The 16,645-nt window shown below is 31.8% G+C and carries 15 protein-coding genes and 1 pseudogene; 3 read left to right on the top strand and 13 right to left on the bottom strand.

What is annotated here, in order from left to right:
- Positions 1-335: 335 nt before the first annotated feature.
- Positions 336-1,323, top strand: a pseudogene (locus B8869_RS08960) (IS30 family transposase).
- 121 nt (positions 1,324-1,444) lie between these two features.
- Here the strand turns inward: B8869_RS08960 and B8869_RS08955 are convergent.
- From B8869_RS08955 to B8869_RS08910, 10 genes are all read right to left on the bottom strand, one after another.
- Positions 1,445-2,044, bottom strand: a complete 600-nt coding sequence (locus B8869_RS08955; RefSeq protein WP_084231287.1) for a peptidylprolyl isomerase — start codon at positions 2,042-2,044, stop codon at positions 1,445-1,447.
- A gap of 17 nt (positions 2,045-2,061) precedes the next feature.
- A complete protein-coding gene (gene trhA / locus B8869_RS08950; RefSeq protein WP_268802076.1) occupies positions 2,062-2,718 on the bottom strand; it encodes a PAQR family membrane homeostasis protein TrhA in 657 nt (218 codons plus the stop codon).
- A 13-nt stretch (positions 2,719-2,731) separates the two neighbouring features.
- Entirely contained in the window at positions 2,732-3,487 is a 756-nt protein-coding gene (gene map / locus B8869_RS08945; RefSeq protein WP_084231285.1) for a type I methionyl aminopeptidase, read from the bottom strand.
- Between the two features lie 58 nt (positions 3,488-3,545).
- Positions 3,546-4,427, bottom strand: a complete 882-nt coding sequence (locus B8869_RS08940; protein ID WP_084231284.1) for a TIGR01212 family radical SAM protein — start codon at positions 4,425-4,427, stop codon at positions 3,546-3,548.
- 64 nt (positions 4,428-4,491) lie between these two features.
- Positions 4,492-6,282, bottom strand: a complete 1,791-nt coding sequence (locus B8869_RS08935; RefSeq protein ID WP_084231283.1) for a DUF4153 domain-containing protein — start codon at positions 6,280-6,282, stop codon at positions 4,492-4,494.
- A 92-nt stretch (positions 6,283-6,374) separates the two neighbouring features.
- Positions 6,375-7,106: a tRNA pseudouridine(38-40) synthase TruA gene (truA, locus tag B8869_RS08930; protein ID WP_084231282.1), complete on the bottom strand. Its 732-nt coding sequence runs from the start codon at positions 7,104-7,106 to the stop codon at positions 6,375-6,377.
- The gene (locus tag B8869_RS08925; RefSeq protein ID WP_084231281.1) at positions 7,103-7,915 is read right to left on the bottom strand and encodes an energy-coupling factor transporter transmembrane component T family protein; all 813 of its coding nucleotides are present in this window, start codon (positions 7,913-7,915) and stop codon (positions 7,103-7,105) included. The genes truA and B8869_RS08925 overlap by 4 nt, the downstream gene beginning before the upstream one ends.
- On the bottom strand, positions 7,908-8,771 hold the full coding sequence (locus B8869_RS08920; protein ID WP_084231280.1) for an energy-coupling factor transporter ATPase: 864 nt from the start codon (positions 8,769-8,771) through the stop codon (positions 7,908-7,910). The genes B8869_RS08925 and B8869_RS08920 overlap by 8 nt, the downstream gene beginning before the upstream one ends.
- Positions 8,762-9,580, bottom strand: a complete 819-nt coding sequence (locus tag B8869_RS08915; protein WP_084231341.1) for an energy-coupling factor transporter ATPase — start codon at positions 9,578-9,580, stop codon at positions 8,762-8,764. The genes B8869_RS08920 and B8869_RS08915 overlap by 10 nt, the downstream gene beginning before the upstream one ends.
- A 240-nt stretch (positions 9,581-9,820) precedes the next feature.
- The gene (locus tag B8869_RS08910; protein ID WP_084231279.1) at positions 9,821-11,569 is read right to left on the bottom strand and encodes an ABC transporter ATP-binding protein; all 1,749 of its coding nucleotides are present in this window, start codon (positions 11,567-11,569) and stop codon (positions 9,821-9,823) included.
- A gap of 115 nt (positions 11,570-11,684) precedes the next feature.
- On the opposite strand from B8869_RS08910, the gene murJ reads away from it, so the two are divergent.
- Positions 11,685-13,262, top strand: coding sequence for a murein biosynthesis integral membrane protein MurJ (gene murJ, locus B8869_RS08905; RefSeq protein ID WP_084231278.1), 1,578 nt, complete (start codon positions 11,685-11,687; stop codon positions 13,260-13,262).
- Between the two features lie 12 nt (positions 13,263-13,274).
- Here the strand turns inward: murJ and B8869_RS08900 are convergent, their stop codons facing one another.
- A complete protein-coding gene (locus B8869_RS08900) occupies positions 13,275-13,886 on the bottom strand; it encodes an HAD family hydrolase (RefSeq protein WP_084231277.1) in 612 nt (203 codons plus the stop codon).
- Between the two features lie 81 nt (positions 13,887-13,967).
- Between B8869_RS08900 and B8869_RS08895 the strand changes: the two genes are divergently transcribed.
- Positions 13,968-15,020 (top strand): DNA polymerase IV, encoded by a 1,053-nt coding sequence (locus tag B8869_RS08895; protein WP_084231276.1) that lies wholly within the window; start codon positions 13,968-13,970, stop codon positions 15,018-15,020.
- 42 nt (positions 15,021-15,062) lie between these two features.
- Here the strand turns inward: B8869_RS08895 and B8869_RS08890 are convergent, their stop codons facing one another.
- Complete coding sequence (locus B8869_RS08890) at positions 15,063-15,572, bottom strand: adenine phosphoribosyltransferase (protein WP_084231275.1); 510 nt, start codon at positions 15,570-15,572, stop codon at positions 15,063-15,065.
- 41 nt (positions 15,573-15,613) lie between these two features.
- On the bottom strand, positions 15,614-16,573 hold the full coding sequence (gene bioB / locus B8869_RS08885; protein ID WP_084231274.1) for a biotin synthase BioB: 960 nt from the start codon (positions 16,571-16,573) through the stop codon (positions 15,614-15,616).
- Positions 16,574-16,645: the final 72 nt, after the last annotated feature.

Here is a 16,645-nt window from a genome sequence, read left to right as displayed (position 1 = left end):
CACTACGGAACAGAATTGTATAGCAATCAAATTTGAGGTGTTGTTGTGAAAAAATTTCTTAGTTTTATAATTTGGCAAGATATAGAAAAAGCAACTGTAGCTTTTCAGCAAATAAATAGATTATTCTACACATTATTAGAAGTCTTCTTTATTTTTTTTAATTTATGTTTTTGTACAATATAATATTCATAATTTCTTTTTAAAGTTTATTCTTTTACATATCTTTTTTAATAGATAATTTATCATAACAAGTGCAACATAAATAAACTCATAGCTAATCAGCTGTGTTAATATGTAAGTGACCAAACAAAACATATTAAAAGGAGTGATTAACTATGAGCTATAACCATCTTACCATAGAAGAAAGATCTTGTATTTACCAATTTTTAAATTTAGGAATGAGTATAAGGAAAATTGCACAAGCACTTAAAAGGTCACCTAGTACAATATCTAGAGAAATTAAAAGAAATTCATCTAAGATAAAAGTTAGTAGGGGAAGTTACACTAAGTACTTTCCGATAAAGGCAAATGATAAATATATTGATAGAAGAAAAGACTGCCATAGAAAAAGTAAATTTTCTAAAGATGTTATTGATTATTTAACTGTAAAGATTAACGAACATTGGTCCCCTGAACAAATATCAAATAGAAACACAAATGAGATTCATGAATTACCATCTACATCAACGATATATAGAATGATACACGCCAAAAAGCTGCCAAAAACTAGTATGAAAAATTTGAGAAGAAAAGCTAAATTTAAAAGGCCAGCAGAAAAAGAGGAAAATTCAATGATAAAGGTAGAACAATTAAGAAAAGACCTAAAGAGATATACAGAAGGCAAGAATTAGGCCACTGGGAAGCAGATACAGTGGAATCAGGCAGATTAGATCAATAAAAGGAAAAGTAGATGTTGTTTCGTAACTTTAGCAGAAAGAAAATCTAGATATTATATAGCAATCCTAGTTAGAAAATAGAAAGTCGGAAAGCGTAACACCAGCAATAATAAATGCATTAAAAGATTATCCAAAAGAATTAGTAAAAACAATAACCTTTGATAGAGGTAAAGAATTTTCAGAATTTGAGAAAATAGAAAAAGAATTAGGATGCAAAACTTATTTTTGTGATCCCTATTGTGCATGGCAAAAAGGTACAAATGAAAATAGTAACGGACTTTTGAGGGAGTTTTATCCTAAGGGTATGGATTTATCAGAAGTGAATATTGATGAATTAAATTATAACTTAAGTTTAATGAATAATAGACCTAGAAAATGTATAAAATATAAAACACCTAAAGAAGAACTTTTTGGTCTCTTACCATAGGTGTTGCATTTGATTTGACAATTCGTCAATAGTAAATTTATGTTTGTTTTAAGACACTAAAAAAAGACAAATCTTTTAATATTTAAGATTTGTCTTTATAAACTAATATAAATATTTCTTATTAGAAAATTGCTATTTCAGCACTTTTTATCACTACATCTTCAATTGGTTTATCTCTAAAGTCAACTTTTAAAGATGCTATTTCGTCTACAACTTCCATTCCTTCAAACACTTGTCCAAAAACTGTATGCTTTCCATCTAACCAAAAAGTTCCACCTAAATTTTCATATACATCAACTATTTCATCAGGATATCCTTTTTGAGGACCAGCTGATCTCATTTGAGATATTACATCTGCTGAAACAGGTCCTGCTTGTACTATAAAAAATTGAGAACCATTTGTGTTCGGTCCGGCATTTGCCATTGAAAGCGCACCTCTAAAATTTCTGAAGTTTAAATTTATTTCATCTTCAAACTTCTTACCAAAGATACTTTCTCCGCCCATTCCTGTACCAGTTGGGTCTCCACCTTGAATCATAAAGTTATCTATAACTCTGTGGAATATAATTCCATTGTAGTAACCTTTATTGATAAGTCCTTTAAAATTCTCAACAGTTTTTGGAGCTGCTTCTTCAAAAAGTCTTATTTTTATTGCTCCATGGTTTGTATTTAAAATTGCTATTTCTTCGCCTTTATTAGGTTCTCTTATTTGTTCTAACATATTAATCTCCTCTTTATTTAAACTAATGCATAGGCATCTAAAATGCCTACAAAATGTGCTACGCTTGCCAACAATACAAAGACATGCCAAATTGCATGATTATACGGAATTTTTTTGTTTGCGTAAAAAACAGCCCCTATAGAATAGAGAAGTCCTCCCAATACCAAACAAAATACAAATTTAAATGAAGTAGTTAGATAAATTGCCCTTATTAAAAAAATTGAAATCCAACCCAATCCCAAATAAATGCCTAAAGATAATTTATCAAATTTAGAAAATTTACCCAAAGTAAAAATCTTAAAAGCTATTCCTCCCAAGCATATCAACCATATAAAAGAAAGCATTACAACTCTCATCGCTCCATCCAATGACAATAGTATTATTGGAGTGTAAGTTCCTCCAATAAATATAAATATTGAACAGTGGTCAAAAATTCTAAGCACTCTCTTTGCTTTTTCATTTGGAACTGTATGGTATATTGCTGAGCTTAAATACAAAAATATCAGACATCCACCGTAAATTGAAAATCCTACAACTTGTATTGTTGAGTTATTCTTTAATCCTAAAATAATTAAAAAAACTAGTCCCACAATTCCAAGTATAAATCCTATCCAATGAGTTACTGCGTTTAAAACTTGCTCCTTAAAAGAATAAACTACTACTTCTCTTTTAATAAAATCACCCTGTTTAACAATCTCCTTGGTCAGTGATGATAATAGGTCCGTCTTCAGTTATTGCAATTTGATGTTCGTACTGTGCTGATAAAGAATGATCAAGAGTCCTTGCTGTCCAGCCATTATCATCAAGAGTTAATTCGTGTCTACCCATATTTATCATAGGTTCTACAGTAAATACCATTCCCTCTTGTATTCTAGTTCCTCTTCCAGGTTTTCCATAGTGTAGAACTTGTGGATCTTCGTGCATATCTCTTCCTATTCCGTGTCCTACAAATTCTCTTACTACAGAATATCCATTTTCTTCTGCATAAGTTTGTATGGCATGTCCTATATCTCCAAGTCTATTTCCTATGACAGCTTTTTCAATTCCCTTATACATACATTCACGAGTTACATCTAAAAGTTTTTGAGCTTCGTCACTCACATTTCCAACAGTATAACTCCAAGCAGAATCTGCTAACCAACCGTCTACGTTGACAACCATGTCTACTGTTATTATGTCGCCATCTTTTAATACATATTCCCCTGGGAAACCATGACAAATTTCATCATTAACAGATGCACAAATTGAGTATGGATATCCTTGGTATCCTTTTTGCTCAGGATATGCTCCTCTATCTTTCAAAAATTTTTCTACAAATCTATCAAGTTCTATTGTTTTAACTCCAGGTTTAATTTGTTCTCTTAAATTATGATGTACTTCAGCAAGCAATTTACCAGCTACTTGCATTTTTTTTATTTCGTCCTTAGTTTTTATTACTATCATTAATGTCACCTTCTTATGAAAATTATTATATCACAATTTTTATTTTTAAAATTAAATATCATTTATTAAATTTACGTCTTTTCAACTCTGAATGTATTTCAGAAATCATTTTTAACTTATCTCTACACCACATAGGCGCGATGTGAAGTTTCCTATCTGGGTCACCTGTAATTCTATGGACTACAATATCTTTTGGCAATCTTTCAAGCGAATCACAAACCATCTGCACATACTCATCTTTGGTTATAAGCTTTATTTCTTTCTCCAAATAGAAATCAAACAGCTTAGAATCTCTTTGAATGTATAGAGAGTGAAATTTAACTCCAAATGGTTTAATTTCACACACATATTCAAGTGTATTTAAATAATCTTCTCTGGTTTCATACGGCAGTCCATAAATCACATGAGTCAAAAATCTTATATTGGCTTTTTTTAACTTGCTAACTCCTTCCTCAAACACTTTATGAGAGTAGCCTCTATTTATAAGTTTTATAGTCTCCTCATTTACCGTTTGAAGCCCAAGCTCTAACCAAAGAAATGTCTTTTTATTTAAGTCCTCTAACATCTCCATGACTTCATCACTTAGACAATCTGCTCTCGTCGCTATTGCAAGTCCAACTATGCCATCCATATCTATGATTTCATTATACATTTTCTTTAGCCGGTTTATATCTCCGTATGTGTTGGTAAAATTTTGGAAATACGCTATATATTTATCCGACTTCCACTTCTTGGCCATAAAGCTCTTTTGAAATTCAACTTGCTCTCTTATTGTTAAGTGTCCTGATGTAAACTCTCCGGCACCTCTTGACGAACAAAATATACAACCGCCTTGATTATTATTTCTATTCGGACAAGAGTTGTGACCATCTAAAGATAATTTTATAACTTTTGAGCCAAATTTTTCTTTTAAATAATCATTTAATGTTGTGTAATACATTTATCCTCCAACTTATATATTTTCATTATTAGTTTTCTTAATAAAAAAATAGAGATTTTACTCTCTATTTTACATTTCCTGTTATCAGATAGAATTTCATATATCTTATACTTTCGCTGTCCTTTATAGTATTTTCATTCAATTCTGTGAACACTACTTTATATACTATATCCTTAGAACTTCCTTTGATACTCAAATCTTCTAATACTATAGATTCATTTGACTCTTTTAAAACTCTCAACTTATCAAGTACATCTTTCATTTGGAAACTAAATATCTTCTTATATTGATTTCCATCTTTATACTCTACAATCACTGTTCCTGATTCATTTGTAAGTTTATAGTTTCCTATTGTGTTGCTTTCTTCTACATCTGAATACACTTCAAATTGCATAAGTCTTGAATAGCCCGTCAAATCTATTGATGAATTTCCTTCATAGTAATAACTCAAATCATCTTTGCTCTCAAACGAATTTTTATGTGAAAATCCAAATATCTTTTCAAAGTTTTCATCAGTATTTGTAAAATCATTAGGTAGATATTTCGATTCCCATGGTCTATGTTTTTTAGTCATGTATTCCACTATTTGAACTATTTCAAGCTTATCTTGAGCAGATAAATCTGACGATGGAATTATCTCTCTTCTAACCAACATATTATTTCGCTCTAATATTTTTGCCAATCTATTGTTTTGGCTTTCTGCAGATACTTTATAGCCATTTATTGGTCCTAAAGTTGAAATTAGAATTGTAGCTGCTAATATTATAGTCACTGTTATATTAGAATTCTTTCTGTAAAAAACATAGTACAAATTTGAAAGCGTAGTAAAAATACCCGCTGCTAATACAAAAAATCTATTCTCTGTAACTCCATATTCTCTTATTCTAAATATAATTGCATAAAACATCATCCCTAAAATCGGCAATATAATAATTGGGAAATACTTTTTAAAGTTTTCAACTAAATTTGAATCTTCTATCATTCCTAAAATAAACATTAATGCCACTTCAAGAATTGAAAACCAAAGTACCAATTCAACTATTATTCCTCTAGGTATTTCTGAAATTATGATTACTTTTGCAAAATATAGATAGAGTATAGTTATGTAAACCATAAAAATCGGTATTAAAATATACATGATCAAAGCTTTTATTGGTTTACTCAATGTATAGTTGTCAAATGACGCACTTGCTCTTGGATAATTTGAAAGGAAAATTCCAACATTAAATGGCATCATTAAAATTACAAATGTTGAGGCATATACTTTCTCACTTATATCTACTCCTAACAACCTATTTATTGCAAAATATATACTAAATAGACCAATGAGCAATATCACTGAATAGCTAACTGATATAAAAGCTGCTGTAAATATCTTTATAACATATGCTATAAAATCAGAATGGTAAAATAGTTTAGCTGCAAAAAAACATCCACACACAAGCCCAAATATCAAACCAAAGTAGATATATTTATTTTCAAACTCAAGTAGAGTTATATCTGAAAACAAAGTAGCTTTTCCTATTCCTATTAAAAATATAGTAGACACTATTATTACAGATATTTTTATAAGTTTATTTCTATTTATATTCTCTTGGTTTTTTGCTGATTGTGAAAGTCCTTCAAAGAATAGGCTCACAAACATAGTCATCACTGCTGCCAATAGAAAGAAATAAGCAAATCTTGCAGGATTGGTAAATTCATTTTTAGCACTTCCCAAAAAAGATTGGTCTTTAGCTATTACCACAATAAAAGATAATGCCGAAATAATTATAAATACCATTACAATAGGATATCTTTTAAATGCATTCTTAGCTCTATTTAATGTTTCTGTTATTCTGTATATTAATTTCATACGACCTCCTAACTATATTATAACCTAAAAAAAATAAGTGTACATCTGTACACTTAAAATTTCGACATTGTCACCAATTTTTAAACTATTTTTCAATAAAAAATTTCCATAAGATATAGTCCACACCCTGGAGCAGTTGGTCCAGCTTTTATTCTCTCCTTAGATTTCATTGCATTATATAAACAATCTTCAGGAAGTCTACCTCTTCCAATTTCAAGAGTGGTACCAACTATTATTCTAACCATGTTTTTCAAAAAGCTCTTTCCGTAGAAATCAAACTCTATAGTTTCTCCAACTCTTTTCACTTCTATCTTATCTATTCTTCTTATTGTATCTTTTACAACTGCATATCTACCCATAAAAGCCTTAAAGTCATTTTCTCCAAGTATCATATTCACAGCTCTTTGCATGCGATCTATATCAACCTCATAGTTGTAATGCATGGCTCTGTTAAAATAAAGTGGGTTTCTATGAAAAGAATTGTAAACTATATATTTATAATGCTTTCCTTTAGCTGAAAATCTTGCATGGAATTCCTCTTCAGCCTCCCACGCACTTAACACAGATATGTCATCCGGCAAGTGATAATTTATGAGCCTTGCCATATTTTTAACTTCCACACTTGTATCTGTATAAAAATTTACAATTTGACCCTGTGCATGAACTCCCGCATCAGTTCTTCCCGAATAGTATAGTTTAACTTCATGCATTACAGCTTTTCCAACTGCTTTTGTAAGCTCTTCTTCAACTGATATACAACTCGGTTGCATCTGAAATCCATGGTAGTTCGTGCCCGTGTAGGCAACTTTTAAAGCTATATTCATATTACATTTAAAGGTGCGTACTTGAATACAATGGTTATCAACATAAGTGTTATAGTCATAGCTAATCCAACATAGTCTGAACTCTTTATCTCAAGTTGTTTATATTTTGTACGTCCCTTTCCTCCACGATAACATCTTGCTTCCATAGCTGTTGCAAGTTCATCAGCTCTACGGAATGAGTTTATAAATAGTGGCACTAGCAACGGAACCAAATTCCTGGCTCTATTCATCATATTTCCACTTTCAAAGTCTGCTCCTCTTGCCATTTGAGCTTTCATTATCTTGTCTGTTTCCTCTACTAATGTCGGAATAAATCTAAGTGCTATAGTCATCATCATAGCTATTTCATGTGCCGGCACGCCAATTTTTCTAAATGGATTTAATAAATTTTCTATCCCATCTGTCATTTCAATTGGAGATGTTGTAAGTGTCAACATACTTGTTCCCATGACTAGTAGAAGTAATCTTATTGCCATCATAATGGCCAATTTAAGTCCTTCTTCTGTTATAGTTATAACGCCTATAGTAAAGATTATTTTACCAGGTATAAAAATTAAATTTATTATAAATGTTATAAGTAAAATCCATCTCAAAGGTTTGACACCTTTTAAAATCAGTTTAAATGGTACTTTAGAAGTTTTTATTACCATAAACAAAAATATTACAACTGGTATATAGGCTGTAAAGTTATCTACAAAAAATAAACTGATTATAAATACAATCATACTTATTATTTTTATTCTCGGGTCCAATCTATGCACTGGTGATTCAACCGGGTAATACTGCCCTATAGTTATATCTTTAAGCATTTTTCCCCCTTAAATATTTTATAAGTTCCATCTTTGCCTCTTCTATTGTTATTACATCATCATCTATTGATGGAGAACATCTCTTAAATGCTCTCATAAATGATGTTATCTGTGGCACCCCTAATCCTATACTCACTAACTCATCTTCTCTTTTAAAGATTTCTCTTGGAGTGGCATCCATGATTAGCTTTCCTCTATTCATTACCACAATTCTATCTGCTATTTCAGCCATATCTTCCATTGAATGCGAAACTACTATTATAGTTATTTCTCTCTTGGAAAATATCTCTCTTATCTCGCCTAATATTTCATCTCTTCCGGCAGGATCAAGCCCCGCTGTCGGCTCATCAAGAATCAGTAGCTTAGGTTGCATAGCAAGAACTCCTGCTATTGCCACACGTCTTTTTTGTCCTCCAGATAATTCAAATGGACTCCTATCTTTTAAAGTTTCGTAATCAAGTCCCACCGAATCCATGGCTTCCTTCACTCTCTTAGTAACCTCTTCAGAGTCAAACCCTTGATTCTTAGGACCAAAAGCTATATCTTTTTCTATAGTTTCTTCGAATAATTGATATTCAGGATATTGGAAAACCAAGCCAACTGATTGTCTTATCTCTTGTAATTTAACTTCCTTAGAAGAAATATTTTTTCCATCTATATAAATTTCTCCCTCTGTCGGTTTTATAAGTCCATTTAAATGTTGGATTAGAGTACTCTTTCCAGAACCAGTATGACCTATAAGCCCAATAAATTCTCCTTTTTCAATTTTTAAGGATACTTTATCCAAAGCTCTCTTTTCAAAACTCGAATCGGGGTTATATATATGTGTAAGATTTTTTATTTCAACTAACGACATAATTCACCCACTAATTCTTCGATACTCAATATTTCAGTATTCACATCAAAACCTTCTTTTTTAAGTTCCCATGCAAGTTCTGTAACCTGAGGAACATCCAATCCAATTTCTTTAACTTTATCTACATTAGAAAATACTTTTCTTGGAGTTCCTTCTAATATAATATTTCCCTTTTCCATAATAACAAGCCTATCTGCTTCTGCTGCCTCGTCCATGTAGTGAGTTATTAAAATTATGGTCTTTCCCTGTTCTTTGTTAAGAACTTTTATTGTCTCCATAACTTCTGCTCTCCCAACAGGATCAAGCATTGCTGTAGGCTCATCCAATATTATATAATCAGGTGCCATAGCTAAAATCCCAGCTATTGCTATTCTCTGTTTTTGACCACCACTTAATAGATGTGGAGCATTTTTTCTAAACTCTATCATACCAACCGCTTCTAAAGCAGAATCAACTCTCGCTCCTATTTCTTCAGTTGGAACTCCCAAGTTTTCAGGACCAAATGCCACATCTTCTTCAACTATTGTTGCTACAATCTGATTGTCAGGATTTTGAAACACCATTCCCGCACGAGATCTTATATTCCAAATCTCTTCATCAGATTTAGTATTCATTCCGTCGACTAATACATCTCCGCTTGTAGGAACCAAGAGACCATTTATGAGTTTAGCAAGCGTACTCTTGCCACTACCATTGTGTCCAAGTACGGCTAAAAATTCTCCCTTTTGTATTTGAAGATTCAAATTTTTAATTGTATAATTTTCATCTTCTTCACTATATTTAAATTGTAAATCTTTTATTTCTATCATCATTATACCTCGTGTTCTAATATAGTTTAGTACAAGCATTATGTATTTTCAACACAATGTTACATTTTAACCACTTACTTAGACTTGAATTGTAATTTATCTCTTAAAATGTTGATTTGCAATAATTATTGCAAATCAACAAAAATAAAAATACTATAGATAAATTCAACCTATAGTCTCTTAGCAAATTCTCTTTATAAATTAGTTTTCATAAAAAAAGACAACACCTAAGTGTCGCCTTTATACTTCTAACATTCCGCCCTTTGTGTAGAGGTCGTAATAATATCCTTTTTTGTCCATAAGTTCTTCGTGAGTTCCTCTTTCAACTATGGCTCTGTTCTTCATAACCAATATCTCATCTGCATTTTGAACCGTTGTCAATCTGTGTGCAATGGTTATAGTAGTTCTTCCTTTTGAAAGTTCAACTAAGGATTCTTGTACAATTTGTTCACTCTTATTATCAAGAGCAGAAGTCGCCTCGTCCAATATCAATATTGGTGGATTTTTCAAGAACACTCTAGCTATGGATATTCTCTGTTTTTGTCCACCTGATAATTTAACTCCTCTCTCTCCAACATAAGTGTCAAAACCATTTGGTAGCTTATCTATAAATTCTAAAGCTCCTGCCATTTTTGCAGCTTCTAAAACTTCGTCATCTGATGCCTTTGGATTTCCATACCTTATATTCTCAAGCACAGTTCCGGAAAATAGATATACGTCTTGTTGCATAATACCTATATTATTTCTCAAAGATTCAAGCTTTATGTCTCTTACATCTTTTCCATCCACCTTTATTGAGCCGTCTGTAACATCATAGAATCTCGGTATCAAATTACATATAGTTGTCTTTCCCGCTCCACTAGGACCTACTATGGCCAAGTTTGCACCTGGTTTTATTTTAAGATTAAAATCCTGTAAAACATTTTTGGTATCTAATTCGTATTTAAAATCTACATTTTCAAATTCTATAAGTCCCTTTACATTCTTTAGTTCAACAGCATTATCAGAGTCTACAATTTCTGACTTAGCATCCATTATCTCACTAAATCTTTCAATTCCAGTCATTCCTCTTTGGAACTGCTCTGTAAATTCAACTATTCTTCTAACAGTTGTGAGTAGTGATGTGACATACATTACATAAGCCATCATATCCCCAGCAGAAATTTTTCCCTCTATCATAGAAAATCCCCCGCCAGCTATTATTATTAAATACATAATTCCGTCAAAACTCTTGGTGACTACTGTGAAACCAGCCATGGCTTTATAAAAAATCTTTTTGATATTTAAAAACTTTTTATTTTCTCTTTCAAATTTTTCTTTTTCCACATCTTCATTTGCAAAGCTCTTAACCACTTTTATGCCTAGTAGTGAATCTTCGATTGAAGAATTTAAGTCGCCAACTTGCACTCTTTGCTTAGCTTGAGCAGATTTCATTATCATTCTAAATTTAGTGGATGCGTAAATCATAAGAGGCAATGTTGCGAACAGAATTAGAGTTAGCTGATAATTAATATTTATTAATACGACAAATGAAAATAATATTTTTATAAACCCTATAAAGTACTCTTCAGGACAGTGGTGAGCAAACTCTGTTATATCAAAAAGATCGTTTGTTATTCTACTCATCAACACACCAACTTTAGTTTCGTTGTAGAATGAGTCGCTCATCCCTTGAAGATGTGAGTACACATCAGATCTCATATCAGTTTCTATCTTCGCTCCCATTATGTGACCTATGCTAGACATATAGTAAGAAGCTACTAACTCTATCACTTTCAAACCCAAAAATAATAGAGCTAATCTCACAACTAACTCTGATGTTAGAGAATTCATATCTCTAAGTCCTGTATTTGTCAAAGTTCTAAGGATTAATGGCAATGCCATTTCTGACGCAGTTGTAAAACCAGCGCATATCAAATCAATTATTAGTATGAATCGATATTTATAAAAATAGGGATATACCCTCTTTATCAATTTTATGTTTTTCACCTAATCACCTTCCTTAACTTAAAATTTTATAATATAAAAATTTACTTTTCAATTGGATATCAGTTATAATTGACATTAATTTGTATAAAGCTTAAACTCTTATCTGGAGGTAATTATGGAAAATACCAAAAAACTTGCAAAATCTACTCTTGCCATAATAATATTCTCTTTAATCGGCAAACTGATGGGCTTTGTTAGAGAATCTCTACAAGCTGGAGTATTTGGTGCAACTAATGAAATGGATGCGTTTATCGCTGCACAATCTGCAACTGCAATTGTTTCAGCCCTTATAACAACGGCCATTGCAACTACTTTTATACCAGTTTTGACAAAGGCTGAAAATGAACTTGGAGAAGAACAAAGAAATCACTTTACTAATAACTTACTTATCCTGGCAACTATTTTTTCTATAGTTGTTGCAATACTTGGATATGTTTTCGCCCCGCAACTTGCGGTTTTATTTACAACAAAGACAAAACCTGAGGTATATGCCCTTGTTATAAAACTTATACGTCTTGGGATACCTGTTGTAATATTCTCTGCAATTGTGGGTGTATTCACAGGATTTTTGCAATATAACAACAGATTTGCAGCTGCTGGAGCTATAGCAATTCCTCTTAACCTTTGTTATATATTCTTCTTGCTGTTTATGTCTAACTTCGGCGGAATATATGGACTTACTATAGTATCTGTAATCGGTGTGTTAGCACAGATTATATTCCTTCTTCCAGATTCTTTTAAACAAGGTTACAGACCTAAAGCTGTTTTCAATTTAAAAGATAAATATGTAATGGAAGCATTAGTCTTGGCTGTACCCGTACTTATGAGTACTGCTGTAAATGATGTGAATGTAATTGTAAATAGAAAGCTTGCAGCTACAATGGTTGAGGGTTCAGTTTCTATTTTAAATTACGCAAATAAAATGAATCTTATGATTCTTGGTATATTTATAACAGCTATCACATCTATAATATTCCCAACTATGTCTCGTGCATTCAGTAGTGATAACACTCTTCAAGGTAAGAGAGTTATGAACGCTTCTGTAAAACTCGTGCTATTCTTGACAATCCCTGCGACAATCGGAATGATTGTACTTGCTAGACCAATTGTAGACATAGCATTCTTACACGGAGCTTTTACAAAACAAAACGCTATTGATACTACTGCAACACTTAGATTTTATACTTTGGCATTGATATCAATGTCAGTATCAATGGTTATAAACAGAGTTTACTACTCAATAGCTGATACAAAGACACCTTTTATAGTCGGTCTTGTAAATGTTGTTATAAATATAGCGCTTAACTTGTTAGTTGCTCATAGATTTGGTACAAGAGGTCTTGCAGCTTCGGTTTCAATCGCCACAACAACAGCTGTTTTAATTTCATTTGTGTTATTAAAACGAAAAATTGGAAATTTGGGTACTAAATCCTATATTAGAGCCTTGATAAAAACCACTATTTCAGCTACACTTATGGGTCTATTCGCCATTGTGTACTATCCAATCGAAGCATTACTGGTAAACCCTTCAATGTCAAATGGAACTGCAACTATCGTAAAACTTGTAATACTACTTGTAGTTGTTGCAATAGCTGCTTTGATATATGGTGTTTCAATGTATTTGCTTGGAGTTAGAGAAGTAAGAGACGTTGTAAATATAATAGAGAAAAAGATAAAGAAGAGTGAAAATTAATCACTCTTCTCTTTATTTCCAATTTAAATTTTCATAACCTTCTATTTTTTTTCTTGAATTTATAAGATATCTATTCTTCACCATTTCAAACATTGGTCTGTCTGCACTATAAGAGTCTGAAAAACACATAGAAGTTTCATAGTCTATTTCAAATCCCTTTTCTTTTAAATGTTCATTTATCCTTCTAACCTTTTCGTAGGACTTATTATTTTCATTTAAAATATTACAAAATTTATCTAAATCCGTCCCTATAACAACATCAAAATTCAAATACTTATTGAAATACTTCAGATAGTTTTGCGGCGAAGCTGATACAAGCATCTTGTACTCAACCTCTAAATTCTTCAAGGCCTTCAATCCATCTTTTAACATGTGGTTTTCATATACATAATCTGCAAACTGTTCCAATTCTTCTTCTGTAAAAAGATGTATGACCTGGCAAATTTGATTTTTAAAAAATTTCAAATCTTTTTTCAAAATATATCCAAACGAACCTTTTAAAATCTTATTGGCATATTCCAATCTATCTGTCTTTTTTAAATCTCTTGCATATCTCCACAACAAGATAATTGTATCTTCTGTGGTCAATGTCTTATCAAAATCAAACAATGCTATTTTTTTCAATATACACCTCTCCTCAATTTGATTATACTATAAATCATTGACTAAATTTCATTTTTAGATGAAAATATTATTGGTGATTATATGAATGAAAACAACATAATCCATATCGATATAGATGCCTTTTACGCATCTGTTGAGGAAATAGACAACCCGAAACTCATTGGCAAACCAGTTGTAGTAGGTGGGCGTTCTAACAGAGGGATAATCACAACTGCAAATTACGAAGCGAGAAAGTATGGTCTACATTCAGCCATGCCTCTTTTTATTGCAAAAAATCTTTGCCCAAATCTAATCGTAGTGCCCGGTAGAAGACATAGATATTTAGAAAAGTCAAAAGAAGTCTTTGATATACTCCATACATATACAGATAAACTTGAGAAAGTCTCTATAGACGAAGCTTATCTTGACTTGTCCCATGTTGAAAATTCTATTCATACAGCAAAAGATATACAAGCTACAATAAAATCAAAAACCAAACTTACAGTCAGTTGTGGGGTATCTTACAACAAATTTTTGGCGAAACTTGCCAGCGATTGGAACAAGCCTCATGGTTTAAAAGTAATATCAAAATCTGATGTACCCGATATTCTTCTGCCACTCGACATAAAAAAAGTACACGGCCTTGGGAAAAAATCCCAACAAAAACTTAGAAATATCGGAATAAATACAGTTGAAGATATGTTTCAATTAGATATAGAATTTTTAGAAAAATTATTTGGCAAAATGGGTTATGAAATATACCAAAGAATTCGTGGGATAGACCACAGAATAGTCGAGCCAAACAGAGTTAGAAAAAGCTTGGGAGTTGAGAGAACTTTTCCAGACACTCGTGACAAATATATTTTAATAAATAAACTCATCCAATATTCTGATGAATTGGCAAAAGATTTAGCTAAACACAATTTAGGTTTTGAAACTTTAACACTCAAAATAAAAACTTTTGATTTTAAAATCAACACCCATTCAAAAACGTATAACCATGTAATACACGATAGAGATGAAATTGAGGTATTGGCATTAGAACTCTTCAACAACCATTATAATGGCGAAAAACTGCGTCTTATGGGTATCTCCGCTTCAAATTTAAGTACTCTTACATCTCAACAGTTAAATTTCTTAAATATTCTAAAATAAAAAAGGACTTACATCACAAAATTGTAAGTCCTTAATTTATCATTAATATTTTATTACACTTCTTACATCATAACCTTTTAGAGCTTCTCTTCCTGGTAGCCCTTCTAATTCTATTAAGAAATCTAATCCTACTACGATACCCCCAAGACTTTCTATTAGTTCAACAGCAGCCTTTGATGTACCTCCTGTTGCTAATAAATCATCAACTATAAGTACTCTTGAGCCTTCTTTAATGGCATCTTTATGCATTTCAATCTTATCAATTCCATACTCAAGTGCATATTCTTTTGATATAGTTTCAGCGGGTAGCTTACCCGGTTTTCTAACAGGCACAAATCCACAATTTTTCTTATATGCTATAGGTGCACCCACAATAAACCCTCTTGCTTCTATACCTACTACTACATCAACTTCATCATCTCTTAAATCACTTATTTGGTCGATAGCAGCTTTAAAACCATCCGCCTCTTTTAGTAATGTTGTGATGTCTCTAAAAATTATTCCTTCACTTGGATAATCTTTCAATGCTCTTATCTTATCTCTAAGGTCCATAATCTTCCTCCATTCAAGAAAAATTATAGCATATCATAGTTTCATACGACAACTTTATATCCAAGTTCATTTATCATTTTTATATCGGATTTAGGATCTATACCTTGAGTTGTCAAAAGAGTTCCTGAAATACTTGCATTTGCACCACTCATAAAACTTTCTCTTCCTGTATCATCAAGAAGAGCTCTTCCCCCAGCAAGTCTTATATAAGAACCTTTCATTATAAATCTATAGATTGCAATTGTTCTATTGATTTCTTCTTTGGTCAAACGCTCGTTATTTTCCATTGGAGTTCCCTTTATAGAATTTAAAATATTTATTGGCACAGAATCTACTCCTAACTCTTTTAAATCAAAAGCCATGTCTATACGATCTTGTCTTGACTCTCCAAGCCCTATAATTCCCCCGCTACAAACTTCCATTCCAACTTCTTGAGCAGCTTTTATAGCGTCTATCTTTTCATCATATCCATGAGTTGAACAAACAGTTTTAAAATACTCACGAGATGATTCCAAATTGTTATGTATACGTCTAACTCCTACATCATATAGCTTTTGATAATTTTCTTTAGATAGAAGACCAAATGATGCACACACTTCAACTCCTACATCATCTATTACTGTCTTAATAGTTTCACATATTCTATCAACTTCTTCATCAGACAATCTCTTACCACTTGTAACTAAAGAATATCTTTCTATCCCAACATCTTTTTGCTTTTGAGCATCCGCTACAACAACATCTTCCTTTACAAGACCATATTCATCAGAATTATGTCCATAGTGTGCAGATTGCGCGCAAAACTTACAATCTTCCGAACACTTACCACTTTTGGCATTTATAATAGTGCAAAAATTAAAATCATTACCACAGTAGTGCTCACGAATTTCATCTGCACATTTTCTCAAATCATCATAGTTTACCTCATATAGAGCCATGGCCTCTTCTTTAGTTAAATCATAACCACCTATAACTTTATCCTTTAATTCAAAAATATCCATAAAACACCTCTACTTAAAAGAATACAGTTTCATGGATATAATGTCAATTATTTTAAAATTTTTAGTTTACTA

The organism is Peptoniphilus asaccharolyticus DSM 20463, assembly GCF_900176115.1.
Lineage (GTDB): Bacteria > Bacillota > Clostridia > Tissierellales > Peptoniphilaceae > Peptoniphilus > Peptoniphilus asaccharolyticus.
Note: the sequence above shows the minus strand (reverse complement) of the source record. Positions and strands in the feature narration are given on the sequence as shown.

Excerpts from the sequence above, each read along its gene's own strand:
- B8869_RS08955 (WP_084231287.1), bottom strand. The coding sequence starts at position 2,044 with ATGTTAGAACAAATAAGAGAACCTAATAAAGGCGAAGAAATAGCAATT.
- map (WP_084231285.1), bottom strand. The coding sequence starts at position 3,487 with ATGATAGTAATAAAAACTAAGGACGAAATAAAAAAAATGCAAGTAGCT.
- B8869_RS08940 (WP_084231284.1), bottom strand. The coding sequence starts at position 4,427 with ATGTATTACACAACATTAAATGATTATTTAAAAGAAAAATTTGGCTCA.
- B8869_RS08935 (WP_084231283.1), bottom strand. The coding sequence starts at position 6,282 with ATGAAATTAATATACAGAATAACAGAAACATTAAATAGAGCTAAGAAT.
- truA (WP_084231282.1), bottom strand. The coding sequence starts at position 7,106 with ATGAATATAGCTTTAAAAGTTGCCTACACGGGCACGAACTACCATGGA.
- B8869_RS08925 (WP_084231281.1), bottom strand. The coding sequence starts at position 7,915 with ATGCTTAAAGATATAACTATAGGGCAGTATTACCCGGTTGAATCACCA.
- B8869_RS08920 (WP_084231280.1), bottom strand. The coding sequence starts at position 8,771 with ATGTCGTTAGTTGAAATAAAAAATCTTACACATATATATAACCCCGAT.
- B8869_RS08915 (WP_084231341.1), bottom strand. The coding sequence starts at position 9,580 with ATGATAGAAATAAAAGATTTACAATTTAAATATAGTGAAGAAGATGAA.
- murJ (WP_084231278.1), top strand. The coding sequence starts at position 11,685 with ATGGAAAATACCAAAAAACTTGCAAAATCTACTCTTGCCATAATAATA.
- B8869_RS08895 (WP_084231276.1), top strand. The coding sequence starts at position 13,968 with ATGAATGAAAACAACATAATCCATATCGATATAGATGCCTTTTACGCA.
- B8869_RS08890 (WP_084231275.1), bottom strand. The coding sequence starts at position 15,572 with ATGGACCTTAGAGATAAGATAAGAGCATTGAAAGATTATCCAAGTGAA.
- bioB (WP_084231274.1), bottom strand. The coding sequence starts at position 16,573 with ATGGATATTTTTGAATTAAAGGATAAAGTTATAGGTGGTTATGATTTA.